12 protein-coding genes and 1 tRNA gene are annotated in these 12,128 nt (G+C 64.6%); 5 read left to right on the top strand and 8 right to left on the bottom strand.

From position 1 onward, the window contains the following. The first annotated feature begins 107 nt into the window (after positions 1-107). The 4 genes from MRBLSP13_RS14320 (at position 108) to MRBLSP13_RS14305 (ending at position 7,799) form a co-directional block, all read left to right on the top strand. Positions 108-1,691: a Na+/H+ antiporter gene (locus MRBLSP13_RS14320; RefSeq protein WP_363755177.1), complete on the top strand. Its 1,584-nt coding sequence runs from the start codon at positions 108-110 to the stop codon at positions 1,689-1,691. A gap of 156 nt (positions 1,692-1,847) precedes the next feature. Continuing rightward, positions 1,848-2,738, top strand: coding sequence for an ImuA family protein (locus MRBLSP13_RS14315; protein ID WP_363755175.1), 891 nt, complete (start codon positions 1,848-1,850; stop codon positions 2,736-2,738). Then, positions 2,635-4,224 (top strand): Y-family DNA polymerase, encoded by a 1,590-nt coding sequence (locus MRBLSP13_RS14310; protein WP_363755270.1) that lies wholly within the window; start codon positions 2,635-2,637, stop codon positions 4,222-4,224. Before MRBLSP13_RS14315 ends, MRBLSP13_RS14310 begins: the two co-directional genes overlap by 104 nt. Continuing rightward, positions 4,221-7,799: an error-prone DNA polymerase gene (locus tag MRBLSP13_RS14305; protein ID WP_363755173.1), complete on the top strand. Its 3,579-nt coding sequence runs from the start codon at positions 4,221-4,223 to the stop codon at positions 7,797-7,799. The genes MRBLSP13_RS14310 and MRBLSP13_RS14305 overlap by 4 nt, the downstream gene beginning before the upstream one ends. A gap of 86 nt (positions 7,800-7,885) precedes the next feature. Here the strand turns inward: MRBLSP13_RS14305 and MRBLSP13_RS14300 are convergent. The 3 genes from MRBLSP13_RS14300 to MRBLSP13_RS14290 form a co-directional block, all read right to left on the bottom strand. Further along, positions 7,886-7,971 (bottom strand) — tRNA-Ser (locus tag MRBLSP13_RS14300). A 56-nt stretch (positions 7,972-8,027) separates the two neighbouring features. Further along, positions 8,028-8,213, bottom strand: a complete 186-nt coding sequence (locus MRBLSP13_RS14295; RefSeq protein WP_363755171.1) for a hypothetical protein — start codon at positions 8,211-8,213, stop codon at positions 8,028-8,030. Positions 8,214-8,502: 289 nt separating this feature from the next. Continuing rightward, the gene (locus MRBLSP13_RS14290; protein ID WP_363755169.1) at positions 8,503-9,357 is read right to left on the bottom strand and encodes a DNA adenine methylase; all 855 of its coding nucleotides are present in this window, start codon (positions 9,355-9,357) and stop codon (positions 8,503-8,505) included. A gap of 166 nt (positions 9,358-9,523) precedes the next feature. Here MRBLSP13_RS14290 and MRBLSP13_RS14285 point away from each other — a divergent pair, with 166 nt between their 5' ends. Next, positions 9,524-9,718, top strand: a complete 195-nt coding sequence (locus MRBLSP13_RS14285; protein WP_363755167.1) for a hypothetical protein — start codon at positions 9,524-9,526, stop codon at positions 9,716-9,718. A 405-nt stretch (positions 9,719-10,123) separates the two neighbouring features. Here the strand turns inward: MRBLSP13_RS14285 and MRBLSP13_RS14280 are convergent, their stop codons facing one another. The 5 genes from MRBLSP13_RS14280 to MRBLSP13_RS14260 are packed head-to-tail and all read right to left on the bottom strand — an operon-like array spanning position 10,124 to position 12,128. Then, positions 10,124-10,336 (bottom strand): hypothetical protein, encoded by a 213-nt coding sequence (locus MRBLSP13_RS14280; RefSeq protein WP_363755165.1) that lies wholly within the window; start codon positions 10,334-10,336, stop codon positions 10,124-10,126. Position 10,337: 1 nt separating this feature from the next. After that, positions 10,338-10,712, bottom strand: coding sequence for a hypothetical protein (locus MRBLSP13_RS14275; RefSeq protein WP_363755163.1), 375 nt, complete (start codon positions 10,710-10,712; stop codon positions 10,338-10,340). A gap of 22 nt (positions 10,713-10,734) precedes the next feature. Next, the gene (locus MRBLSP13_RS14270; RefSeq protein WP_363755161.1) at positions 10,735-11,007 is read right to left on the bottom strand and encodes a hypothetical protein; all 273 of its coding nucleotides are present in this window, start codon (positions 11,005-11,007) and stop codon (positions 10,735-10,737) included. After that, complete coding sequence (locus MRBLSP13_RS14265; protein ID WP_363755159.1) at positions 11,004-11,690, bottom strand: N-acetylmuramidase family protein; 687 nt, start codon at positions 11,688-11,690, stop codon at positions 11,004-11,006. Before MRBLSP13_RS14265 ends, MRBLSP13_RS14270 begins: the two co-directional genes overlap by 4 nt. Positions 11,691-11,750: 60 nt before the next feature. Further along, a complete protein-coding gene (locus tag MRBLSP13_RS14260; protein ID WP_363755157.1) occupies positions 11,751-12,128 on the bottom strand; it encodes a hypothetical protein in 378 nt (125 codons plus the stop codon).

The following is a 12,128-nucleotide window of genomic DNA, read 5'->3' as shown; positions in this document are numbered from 1 at the left end:
ATATTGCCTTTCTGGATGGACTGTGGCGCTTTTCATAGGGGTCTTGATCGCCGCCCGCTTGGTCCGGGGTCCGCCAGCGGCTATCCAGCCGATTGGAAGAGGGAGATATGCACCCGATGGAGATGTTCGAACTGGTGATCGTGATGCTGCTGGCGATCATCGTCCTGCATTATGCGGCCAACAGGCTGGGCCTGCCGCCGGCCGTCGCGCTGCTGGCCGGGGGCGCGCTGTTCGCCTTTTTGCCGGGCTTGCCGGTGATCTCGCTCGACCCGCAACTGGTGCTCGTGATCTTCCTGCCGCCGCTGTTGATGGATGGCGCCTGGTTCATCGCGCTGCGGCACCTTCGGCGGCATATGTTCGGCATAATGGCGCTTGCCCTGGGGGCGGTGGTCTTCACCACGGTCGTCGTGGCCGTGGTTGCGCACTGGCTGGTGCCGGGCCTGCCCTGGGCAGCCTGCGCGGCCCTGGGCGCCATTGTCTCGCCGCCTGACGCCGTGTCCGCCCGCGCCGTGTTGCAGCGTGTCCATTTGCCCCGCCGCCTCTCCATCCTGCTGGAAGGGGAAAGCCTGTTCAACGACGCCACGGGGCTGGTGCTCTTCCGCTTCGCTATAGCTGCGGTAGCCACTGGCGCCTTCAGCATGGTCGACGCCTTGCAGAGCTTCGTCATCCTGGCCGCGGGCGGCGCGCTGATCGGCATCGCCGTCGGTGCGCTCTGGGTGCTGGCGGTCAAGCGGCTGGACGACAAATATCTGATGATCGCTTCCTCGCTGCTGGCGCCATGGGCATCCTATCTGCTGGCGGAATCCATCCATGTCTCGGGCGTGATCGCGACGGTCACCACCGGCCTTATCTGCGGCTGGTACCAGCATGTCGTCTTCCCTGCCATGGTCAGGATGAACGGCACGGCCTTCTGGGCGGTGATGATCTTCCTGATGGAGGCCTTTGTGTTCCTCCTCATCGGATCGTCGCTGCGCGACGTGATCGAACGCGTCGGCGGTTTCGGGGTGGTGGTGGACGAGATGGCATTGCCTGTCCTGGCGATCCTGGCGGCGCTGACCGTCGCCCGTTTCCTCTGGGTTTTCGGATCGGACGCGGTGATCGCCGGGCTGAGGGCAACCGGCCTGTGCGGTTATCGCCCTATGGGGTTCCGGGCGGCCACCATATTGAGCTGGGCGGGGATGCGCGGGGTGGTGACGCTGGCCGTGGCGCTCAGCGTCCCGGCGGACTTCCCCGGCCGCGACTTCATCCTGACGGCGTCTTTCGCTGTCATCATCGGCACCGTGCTGCTGCAGGGAACGACGCTGGGCGCCGTGATCCGGCTGGTGAAGCTGGAGGAACCGGAAAGCGACCGCCCGCGCATGACGATGAGCGAGGCCGAAGCCGCCATGGCACAGGCGCAGGTCGGCGTCGTGGAGCGGCACGCCTATGATGCGGAGGGCACGCTGCTTCATCCAAGGCTGCTCGAACGGTATCGGCGCCATGCCGAATTGTCGGCCGACTATGCCGGGCAGGAGGAACAGTTTTCGGAGACGCTCCACGCTCATTTCGATCTGGTGCTGAAGGCGATCGCCGCGGGTCGGGCGGAATTGCTGCGCCTCCACCGGACCGGAGAGATTGACGAAAAGACGCTTCAGGAACTGGAGCGCGACCTGGACCTGGAGGAACTGAGCGCTCTTTCGGCCAAGGCATGACCTGCCGGAGCCTGGCCTCATGGCATAGGGCGGGCACATTCCCATAAGCGCAGCGCGGCTGCATCGTCCGTCGCCTGCGTCTTTCCGGCTCGTCCCTTGCGCACCCGATTGACAGGGCGCGTCATCGGGACGAAAAGAACAAATAGGGAACATTATATGGCTGAGTCGGTGAAGACCCTTGCTGCCCTCAGGCGGCATATCGCATCGCTGGAGAGCGTTCCAGCCGCGCAGCCGCATGCGCGCGTGGAAACTGGATATGCCCCGCTCGACCAGGCGCTGGATGGAGGTTTGGCGCGGGGCCGGGTGCATGAATTCTTCGCCGCGACGGAGGAAATGGCGGCGGCGGCAGGCCTGGCCTCCATCCTCGCGAGGTTGGCGGCAGGAGAAGCGCCTTTGCTCTGGCTGCGCACGGCGGCGGCCGGTCGGGCCGGAGGGATGCTCTATGGCCCCGGATTGGCGGCATTGGGCATTGATCCGTCGCGGCTGCTGATCGGCATGATGGCCGATGATGCCATGCTGTTGCGGGCGGCGGTCGATGCGCTGCGTTGCCCTGCCTTGGGATCGCTGGTGGTGGAATTGCGCGGTCCGGCGCCTTTGCTCGACCTGACGGCCAGCCGGCGGCTGGCGCTGGCGGCGGAGGCATCCGGCGTCACGGCCTTCATGCTGCGCGTGGGCGGCGACCCAGTGCCCAGCGCAGCGGACACGCGCTGGCGCGTGGCGGCGGCGCCCTCACCGACCTTGCCGGGAGGCGGGCCGGGCAGAAGCGCCTTCGACCTGTATCTGATGCGGCGGCGGGCGGGGCGGGATGGGCTTGGCTGGCGGCTGGTCTGGGACAATGGCCTGGGCATGTTTGAACAGAGTGGAGGTGGGCGCGATGAACGCCATGACCTTGGAAAGGGCGCTTGGGAACAGGATGCCTGGGAACGGAATGGCAGCGGGCAGGATGCAGGCGGAAAGGACGGCGCAGGACGAGATCGGCAGGCGCCGCTATCTGGCGCTGTGGTTCCCGTTCCTGCCGATCGACCGGCTGCGGATCGCGCGGCCTGATCTCTGGACGGCGCAGGGCGAAGGGCCGGGCGTCGTCGTTGAGCAGGTGCGCGGCGCGATGCGGCTCGCGACGCTCGACGCGGATGCCCTGGTACTGGGCCTGACGCCCGGCATGACGCTGGCCGATGCGCGTGCGCGCGAGCCCGATCTGCGCGTGTTCGATGCCGATCCCCATGGCGATCAGGATTGGCTGGAGCGGCTGTGCGACGGTTGCGCCCGCTATACGCCGGTGGCGGCGCTGGATTCGCCCTTCGGCCTGATGCTCGATATTACCGGCTGTGCGCATCTCTGGGGCGGCGAGGAGATGTTGGCGCGCGAAGCGACAGAACGGCTGGAGCGCCATGGCATGCGGGTGCGTCATGCCCTTGCCGGAACGGCGGAGGGTGCGCACGCCCTGTGCCGTTTTCCGGTCGGGGCGACGGCGGATGAGGATGCCGCGCTGCGACGCCTGCCGGTGGAGGCATTGCGGCTGGAGGAGGGAAGCGCGGTGGCGCTGCGTCGCGCGGGGCTTCGTACCGTGGGCGATCTGGCAGCGCGACCGGCGGCGGTGCTGGCGTCGCGCTTCGGCGAGGAGGCTGTGGATGCGCTGAATAACCTGCTCGGCCTTGGCCGGCGGCCGCTCGCACCCCGGCAGTTGCGCCCGGCGATCCGGATCGAGCGGCGTTTTGCCGAACCCATGGGCAGCACCGCCTTTGCCCTCAGGACGCTGGAGGAGATGGCGACCGAGGCGGGGGATCGCCTCAGCGAACGCGGCCAGGGGGGGCGGCGCTTCGAGGCGCTGTTCTTTCGCAGCGATGGCCTTGCCTTTCCATTGCGGGTGGAAACGGGCCTGCCGGTGCGCGATGCGCCTGCGATCATGCGATTGGTGCAGGAACGGATCGATGCGCTGTCCGATCCGCTCGATCCCGGTTTCGGTTTCGACATGTTGCGCCTCACGGTGCCGCAGACAGAACCGATGGCGCCGACGCAACTGGCGCTGGAGGGTGGAGAAGCACGTCGCGAGGAAAGCGTCTCCGCCCTGGTCGACCGGCTGTCGATCCGGGCGGGCCGGGCGCGCATCCAGCGGCTTCATCCGAGGGACAGCCATATCCCCGAACAGGCCCAGCTTGCACTGCCCGCAGTGGAAAGCCGGGCGCCCATGAACTGGCCGCAAGGCGCGCAGGAAGAACCGCCCATGCGCCCGCTCCATCTGTTCGATCCGCCCCAGCCGATCGATGTGGTGGCAGAGGTGCCCGACGGCCCGCCCCATCGTTTCCGGTGGCGCAAGGTATTGCATGAAGTGACGCGCTATGAAGGCCCCGAACGCATCGCGCCCCAGTGGTGGACCGCCAGCGATGGCGCGCTGGAAGGCGAAAGCGTGGGGCTGACCCGCGATTATTACCGGGTCGAGGATGCGCGTGGACGGCGTTACTGGATTTTTCGTCATGGCCTTTACGGCGCCGAGGCAGAGCATCCCGGCTGGTACATCCATGGCCTGTTCGCATGAAACGGCATGGCAAGGGGCCTGATCCGTCCAGGCCCAGATCCATCGACAGGCGCGAACGGAATGCGCTGGAGGCCGGGCGGGAAAAGGGGCGGCGCAAATCGCGCGGCGAGCCTCCGCCGGTCGGGCCGGAGGCGCCGCCCTTTGCCGAGTTGGTGGCGGCCACCAATTTCTCCTTCCTGCGCGGCGCATCCCATCCGCAGGACATGGTGACATGCGCTATTGCCCAGGGGCTTGAAGGGTTGGGAATAGCCGACCGCAATAGCGTCGCCGGAGTAGTTCGCGCCCATGTCGCGCGCAAGCGTTGGCCCGAACGGATGCGCGCCGGCTTGCTGGAGGCGCGCAAGGAAGCGGGACAGCCGCTGGAACTCGATGCAGAGGAGGAGCGCGCCTGCCGGACCGACCTGCGGCTGATCGTCGGCGCCAGGCTGGTCTTCGTGGACGGCACGCCGGACATCGTCGCCTATCCGGCGACGCGGCGGGGCTGGGGCGAACTCACCAAATTGCTGACCGTCGGCAATCTCCGATCGGTGAAGGGTGATTGCATCCTGCGTTATGAGGATCTGACGGCTTATCTGGATGACCTGCTGCTGATCGTGATGCCTGGCTCGACCGCGACCCGGCAGACCGCGCATCGCCAGCCGGTGAAATATGATTATGACGACCGGCCGTCGAAGGAAGCGATCAGGCAGGGTCATCTCAGCCTCGTGCCGCCGCCTGCTCCGTCCGACCTGGAAGGATTGCTGGCCCGATTGTCGCGCCTTGCCCCGCGCCGGGTCTGGCTGGCGGCGGCATTGCGCCGGGACGGACGGGACGCGCGGCGGCTGGCGCAGTTCAAGGCTTTGTCCGTGGCGACGGGCGTACCATTGCTGGCGACCATGGACGCGCTCTATGCCGGCGCGGCGCAGCGCCCCTTGCAGGATGTGCTGAGCTGTATCCGCGAAGGCACCGGCATCGCCAAGGCAGGACGCTTGCTGGAGGCGAATGCGGAAAGGCATATCCATAGTCCCGCCGAAATGGCCCATCTGTTTCGCGATTGCCCCGAGGCGGTGGCGGAAAGCATAGGGTTCCTGAACCGGGTGCATTTCACGCTGGATCAGCTTTCCTACGAATATCCCCATGAGCCCGTGCCGGAAGGATGGACGGCGCAGCAATGGCTGGAGGAATTGACCTGGTCCGCCGCTCACGCCCGCTATGGCGCGCGTCTTCCCCGGAAGGCGCGCCAGTTGCTGGAAGAAGAGTTCGGTCTCATCGCCAAGCGCAACTATGCCTATTATTTCCTGACCGTGCATGACATCGTCGCCTTCGCCCGGACGAAGGGAATCCTTTGCCAGGGACGCGGATCGGCGGCGAACAGCATGGTGTGCTTCCTGCTGGGCGTGACGTCCATCGACCCGCTCAGGCACGATCTGCTCTTTTCGCGCTTCGTATCCGAAGAACGCAATGAACCGCCCGACATCGACGTCGATTTCGAGCATGAGCGGCGCGAGGAGGTCATGCAATATATCTATGAACGCTATGGCCGCCATCGTGCCGGGATCGCCGCGACCGTCATCCATTACCGTTCGCGCAGCGCCGTGCGGGAAGTGGCGAAGGTGTTGGGCCTTAGCGAGGATGTGGCCGCCCGCCTCTCCAGCACGGTCTGGGGCAGCTATTCCAGCGACATGAACGATGCGCGGATCGTGGAGGCGGGCTTCGCGCTCGACAATCCGCAGATCGCGCAGTTGAAGGCGATCGTCGACCAATTGCTGTCCCAGCCCTTTCCGCGTCATCTCTCGCAGCATGTGGGGGGATTCGTGCTGACGCAGAACCGGCTCGACGAGACGGTGCCGCTGCACCATGCGGCGATGGAGGATCGCAGTTTCATCGAATGGGACAAGGATGACATCGACGCCCTTGGTCTGATGAAGGTCGACGTGCTGGCGCTGGGGATGCTGAGCTGCATCCGCCGGGCGTTCGACCTGATGCGGGAACAGGGGCTGGGCGACCATCAGCTGACGGTCGATCTCGATGCGCAGGATGAGGCCGTCTACGACATGCTGTGCAAGGGCGACAGCATCGGCGTCTTTCAGGTCGAAAGCCGGGCGCAGATCAACATGCTGCCGCGCCTGAAGCCGCGTTCGATCTATGACCTGACCGTGCAGGTGGCGATCGTCCGCCCCGGACCGATCGAGGGCAATATGGTCCATCCCTATCTGCGGCGACGATGCGGGGATGAGAAGGTCAGCTATCCGCGACCGTCGCCGCATCATGGGCCAGCCGATGAGCTGGAGAAACTGCTTGGCGAGACCTATGGCGTGCCGCTGTTCCAGGAGCAGGCGATGAAGCTTGCCATCGTTGCGGCGGATTTCACCCCGACGGAAGCCGATGCCCTGCGCCGCGCCATGGCGACATTCCGCAATGTCGGCACCATTCACCATTTTCGCGAGAAGATGATCAGGGGCATGGTGAAGCGGGGTTATGAAGCGGAATTCGCGGAACGCTGCTTCAGGCAGATCGAGGGTTTTGGCAGCTACGGCTTTCCCGAAAGCCATGCGTTGTCCTTCGCGCGGCTGGTCTATGTGTCGGCCTGGATCAAATGTCATCAGCCCGCGGTGTTCGCCTGCGCGCTGCTCAATTCGCAGCCCATGGGCTTTTACGCTCCCGCCCAGATCGTGCGGGATGCGCGGGATCATGGCGTCACCGTGCATGATGTCGATGTGAATATGAGCGGGTGGGACAATGCGCTCGAACCGCTGCTGCGGTCGCGGGACAGCGGGCGGGGCGAGGGGGAGGGACGGGCTCTGGCGCTGCGTCTGGGACTGCGTCAGGTGGATGGTTTTCGACAGGATTGGGCGAAGCAACTGGTCGCGGCGCGGAAGGAAGGGCTGTTTTCCACCATGGAAGAACTGGCGCGGCGCGCGGGATTGCCGGCACGGGCGTTGCGGTTGCTGGCAGATGCCGATGCCTGCCGGTCGCTGGGACGGGACCGGCGGGCCGCCCTCTGGGAAGCGCGGCGGACGCCCGCGAATGAACTGCCCCTGTTTGCCGCCGCCAAGGCGCAGGAATTGGGGGAAGAGCCGGATGCGATGCTGCCCGCCATGGCTCTGTCCGAACATGTCGAGGCCGATTATCTGGTGACGCGCCTGTCGCTCAAGGGGCATCCGATGCAATTCCTGCGCCCGGTCTTCGCGGCGGAGGGGGTGCTGAGCTGTGCCCGGACTTCGGCGGCGAAGAACGGGACGCTGGTGAAGACCGCCGGTGTGGTGCTGGTGCGGCAGCGGCCGGGCAAGGGCAATGCGGTCTTCATCACCATCGAGGATGAGACGGGGATCACCAATGTCCTGCTGTGGGCACGGCTGTTCGAACTGCAGCGGCGCCCGGTCATGGCGTCGCGACTGATGCTGGTCGAAGGGGAAGTGCAGCGCAGCAAGGAAGGCGTGGTCCACCTGATGGCTTCCCGCGTGCACGACCGGACTGCGGAATTGTCGCGGCTTTCTCAAACCGATGTGCAGGAACCTTCCCGCATGCGCCACGATCACGCCCGCGGACATCCGCGCGATGTTCGGATATTGCCGCAATCGCGCGATTTTCATTGAGGGGTGGCTGTCGCAACAGGCCACAGGAATGCGCCACGGCACTTCTGCTTCTTTCCGCCCAAGAAGTATCAACTCCTTGAGTTTATTGGTGACCCCTACGGGAATCGAACCCGTGTTTCAGCCGTGGAAGCATTTTCCTGTTTATTTTCAATGATCTTTCCCCCAATTTGCCGCCACAGTGACCCACGGTTTTTCGCGGGTTACAGCGGCGTGGGGGAACCGAAATCCTTACCCATCAACCGCGCCGATGTCACCTTCAGCGGAACTCCAGACCGTCCAGCCGTCGTCGTTTATCAGCCACGCGTGATCGATGTCGTGAGTTGATAGATCAGAAGCCAAGCGCTCCCTGGCCGAGGCCACAGCCTTTTCGACCGTAGAGGCGATGATCCGAACGTCGAACACCGCAGCGCTCAAGCTAGTGGGCCAATCACCCTTAGCCCCACGCAGATGATACAAATTCGGTTCCATAATGCCCCTCCAATTCGAGCCCCTAGGGAGCCTCGTCTGTTTTCAAAGCCCTGTGATGTCAACACACGGCATACGGCGTAAAGCGGCAGAAATCAGCCGTTTCCGTTTTCGACGGCGCACCTAAAAACCGTGAACAAACCGGGAAAAGCGGCGAGTTTCACCGGAATGACACCGGAGAGGAAAACGCGGGCCAGCCTCGTGGAAGCGAACCCGCGCCATCCTATATTGGCGACCGTCAGGCTGTTGCCTGGTTGGGCACCAAGCGCTCGATCGACACCTCGCGGCTGTTGGTGATGATGAGTTCCCGAGCCGCCACCGGCGATCCATTCCCGACGGTATATTGCAACTCGACCGTGGCCATCGGGAAGCCTGCGAACGCGTCGCGGATCTCCGGCACATCATTGATGCTCATCAGGAACTGGCCTTCGATTCCGCGTAGCTGATCAGCCATCAGGGCAAATTCGTCTCGACCGAACATATTGGCTCCATAGTCACCCTCGCTGCCGTGGTATGGCGGATCGAGGTAGAACAGCATGTCCGGCCGATCATAGCGGCTCACGAACTCCGACCAGGGCAGCCGTTCGATCGTGACGCCAGCGAGCCGCTCGTGCAGCTGCTCCAGCATCGGCTGAAGCTTCGTCACATCGAACCCACCCGAGTTAGCCGCATCGACGCCGAAGCTGCGGCCTGCCACCTTTCCGCCGAACGCAAGGCGCTGGAGATAAAGGAACCGCGCCGCGCGCTCCAGATCGGTCTGCGTCGCCGGATCGACTCGCATCAGCCGCTCGAAATTGCTCCGCGTGGTGAGCTGGTAGCGGAGCATGTCCAGGAAGGCGATGTAGTGGCGCTGGAGGATGCGGAAGAAGGTCGCCACGTCCTCGGACCAGTCATTCACATATTCAGCGCGCGGGCGGCGGCCGCGCCGCAGGAAGACGCCTCCCATCCCCATGAACACTTCGCCGTAGGATTGGTGCGGCACCAGATCTATCGCGCGGGTGACGCGCTTCCATAGCCGTCGCTTGCCTCCGATGTACGCCGCCACAGGCGACACAGGGGCCACGAAATCATCAAAAAGCGGACTCGACTCCATTCTGTTTGTTCCATATCTGTTCACCCCTCCCGAGCGCCAGGAGGCGGGATGAAACCGGCAGGCCAGCCGGGGACATGGCGGGTCGTTTCCGCCGGCTTGAGGCGTTGGCGCGCCTCAACCCCCGCCGAGGCGGGGGAACGCACTGGCTCACCGACAGGAGAACCAAATGGATGATGGATTGAAAGCGCGCTTCCGCCGTTTCGCTGAGAGGCTTGCGGATGATGAGGCGATCGATGAGGGCGGCCTCACTGGGGGCGATGTGAAATCAATCTCTGCCGCCATCGCGGACCTGGTTGAGGTCCGCTACGCGACATTGCAGGAGCTTGCTGACGAGGCACTGGCGAAATGTGGCCCGCTATAGGAACGGCCTGAAGGTTGCCACTTGCCTGTTCGAGGCGGCCGCATGGCATCGAACGGTGAAGGTCGTCTGCCGGTGTGGCCACACGGGCCTGTTTCATCCCCATGGCATCTGGTGGCATTTCCATAGGCGAGGATGGGACGACAGTTTCAGGTCCGCGCGCGAGAAGTTCTGGTGCCGGGAGTGCGCCCGCCGCCTGGGCAAACGCATACGGCCCAATGCCATCGATCTGGCGGACCAGCCGCCGCAGATCACTCTGCCTCTGCCGGACGAACGCGAGTGGAAGCGAATTGTGAGCAGGTTCAGAGGATGAGGCCGGCGGAACCGCGCGGATTTCAGCGCGTCTCTCCACGGTCTCGCCCTCTGCTTTTAGCGCCTCACCTATAGGGGGCGAGGCACCCCTCCCATTTAGCTTGCAGCAGCGGCAGCGAGCTTGGCCTGCAAACGAGCATGGCCCGCGTCATTATCCGCCTGAATATCCTTGAGGGCTTCCTTCGCGGTCGCCTGATCGGGCGGGGCCAGCACCGTGACCGCAGCTTGGTAGAGCGCCACAAATTCTGGCGCTTTGGCGACGACAGGCCCGACGACGGGCAGTACATTCAACAGGGTAGAGATGTTCATGTCAGGCTCCCGTTTTTCCGGTGAGGGTCAGAAGGTCGGAGATCGCTGACCGCGCGGCGGTCAGGGCGCTGGCGTAGCTGGCGGCATTTCCGGCCGCATAGGCTTTGCGAACCACTCCGAGCGCGGCGAATGCCTGCCGGTCCAGCTTGGCGACCTTCGCCGCCGCCGGGCCCCGTATCAACCCGGCATCGACAGCCGTCTCGACCGCGACTCGCGCCGCCTTGTAGGCCAGTTCGGCTGCCAGCGCGCCCTGCTCATCAAGAACAGTGCTGTTGGCAACCGCAGCGGGCGATGCGGGGATGCTGTTGAAGGTGCCCGTCATGCTGCCGCAGGCCATCAGGGCGAGCGGTAGGCAGAGCGCAATGAGGCGTTTCATGGAATTCTCCTTGTGGTGAGGGTCAGGACTTGGTTTCGCTCGCCGGCGGTTCCGCAGGCGGCAGCTTGGCGATCAGCTGCTCATTCACAGCCTCGCTGTTGTCGCGCGCCTTGAAGGTGCCAATCACGCCGATAAGCCCGGTGACCGCTGCGCTGATGAATCCGAGGGCTGCGACGATCTGCGCCAGATGCGTATCCGGCTCGACGCTTACGCAGATGATAGCGGCCACGATCGACATGATGACAATCGCGGCGAGGGTAGCGAGATAGGCGATGACATTATGCTGATTGTTCATGCGGCCCGCCGCCGTGCGAAGGCGCTGGCCAGCCGCTCATCATATCGGTTCGCCTTGAAGGCCGTGCCGTTATAGCCGCGCGCGAAGGCGGCCCAGTCACCGCGCTGAAGTGCGCCCTTCAGGCCCTTGCCTGCTACGAACCGCACGAAGGCGTCCAGCTGATCGCCTTCGGTCTGGCACTGTCGCCAGGCGAACGACCATGGATCGGCCGCATCGCAGACGGCGTAGTTTTCTCCCAATATCTGAAAGCCGCCATAGCTGGCCGACATGAACCCGGCATCGACATCGAGCGTCACCGCGCTGAGCAGCTGCTGCCAGCGATCAGCCTGCTTTCCCGGATAAAGGGCGCGGTTCCATTCGCGGGAGGACAGCGCCGGGTGGCTCCTGTCGAACCGATGCCCGGTGGAGCGGCTGAACCGATGCGGCTCGAAGAGGATGGTGGCCCGGCCGCCGATGAAGGCTGTTCCGGTCGACTCGACATCATAGACGGCCCAGACCTTGGCAGGCTCAACTCCGAGATCGACAGCCGCGCGGGCAACATCATCGTCGGAGATTGGATAGTCAGGCCCGTCTGTCAGGCATTCGAGCGTGGCCGCCTTGCTGAGCGGCCCGAACTTCCCGTCGATCGCGCCGGTGTAATGGCCGAGCGTCGCCAGCCGCCGCTGAAGCGCAGCGTGGTCCATATGCGTCTCCTATGAAAAAGGGCGCCTGAAGCGCCCGCAAATGCCATCTTGTTTGTTGGATCAACCTGACCCAAGCCGCCTGTCGTGAGCGGCGATCACTGCCCCAAGCTGCCGGGCTTGCCCCTCACCATCGACATAGGCTTGCAGGCGCGCGAGCTGGGCTTCGGTTTCCCGCTTCGACGCGTGGCAATCTTCTACCTCGCGTTCCAACCGGTCGATCCGTTCGTCTTGTTTTTCCAGCCGCGCCTCCAGCATCAGCCGATAACTCTTCCAGCTTTGGTCCAGTTCGGCCCGCTGCTGGTCGTTCACAGCGGCCACCCTGTCGGCCCGGCCCGTCAGCCAAAGGATGAGCCACCGCACCGCATAGAGCCCACCCCCCACACTGAAGCCGCCCGCTGCTACCTGCGCCACGTCACCCGCAAGACCGCCATCGTCCAT

It is taken from the genome of Sphingobium sp. LSP13-1-1.1 (assembly GCF_040676415.1).
In the GTDB taxonomy this organism is placed as follows: domain Bacteria; phylum Pseudomonadota; class Alphaproteobacteria; order Sphingomonadales; family Sphingomonadaceae; genus Sphingobium.
The sequence above is the reverse complement of the archived record's forward strand: the minus strand, read 5'-3'. Positions and strand labels throughout refer to the sequence as shown.

Excerpts from the sequence above, each read along its gene's own strand:
- MRBLSP13_RS14320 (WP_363755177.1), top strand. The coding sequence starts at position 108 with ATGCACCCGATGGAGATGTTCGAACTGGTGATCGTGATGCTGCTGGCG.
- MRBLSP13_RS14315 (WP_363755175.1), top strand. The coding sequence starts at position 1,848 with ATGGCTGAGTCGGTGAAGACCCTTGCTGCCCTCAGGCGGCATATCGCA.
- MRBLSP13_RS14310 (WP_363755270.1), top strand. The coding sequence starts at position 2,635 with ATGCAGGCGGAAAGGACGGCGCAGGACGAGATCGGCAGGCGCCGCTAT.
- MRBLSP13_RS14305 (WP_363755173.1), top strand. The coding sequence starts at position 4,221 with ATGAAACGGCATGGCAAGGGGCCTGATCCGTCCAGGCCCAGATCCATC.
- MRBLSP13_RS14290 (WP_363755169.1), bottom strand. The coding sequence starts at position 9,357 with ATGGAGTCGAGTCCGCTTTTTGATGATTTCGTGGCCCCTGTGTCGCCT.
- MRBLSP13_RS14285 (WP_363755167.1), top strand. The coding sequence starts at position 9,524 with ATGGATGATGGATTGAAAGCGCGCTTCCGCCGTTTCGCTGAGAGGCTT.
- MRBLSP13_RS14280 (WP_363755165.1), bottom strand. The coding sequence starts at position 10,336 with ATGAACATCTCTACCCTGTTGAATGTACTGCCCGTCGTCGGGCCTGTC.
- MRBLSP13_RS14275 (WP_363755163.1), bottom strand. The coding sequence starts at position 10,712 with ATGAAACGCCTCATTGCGCTCTGCCTACCGCTCGCCCTGATGGCCTGC.
- MRBLSP13_RS14270 (WP_363755161.1), bottom strand. The coding sequence starts at position 11,007 with ATGAACAATCAGCATAATGTCATCGCCTATCTCGCTACCCTCGCCGCG.
- MRBLSP13_RS14265 (WP_363755159.1), bottom strand. The coding sequence starts at position 11,690 with ATGGACCACGCTGCGCTTCAGCGGCGGCTGGCGACGCTCGGCCATTAC.
- MRBLSP13_RS14260 (WP_363755157.1), bottom strand. The coding sequence starts at position 12,128 with ATGGACGATGGCGGTCTTGCGGGTGACGTGGCGCAGGTAGCAGCGGGC.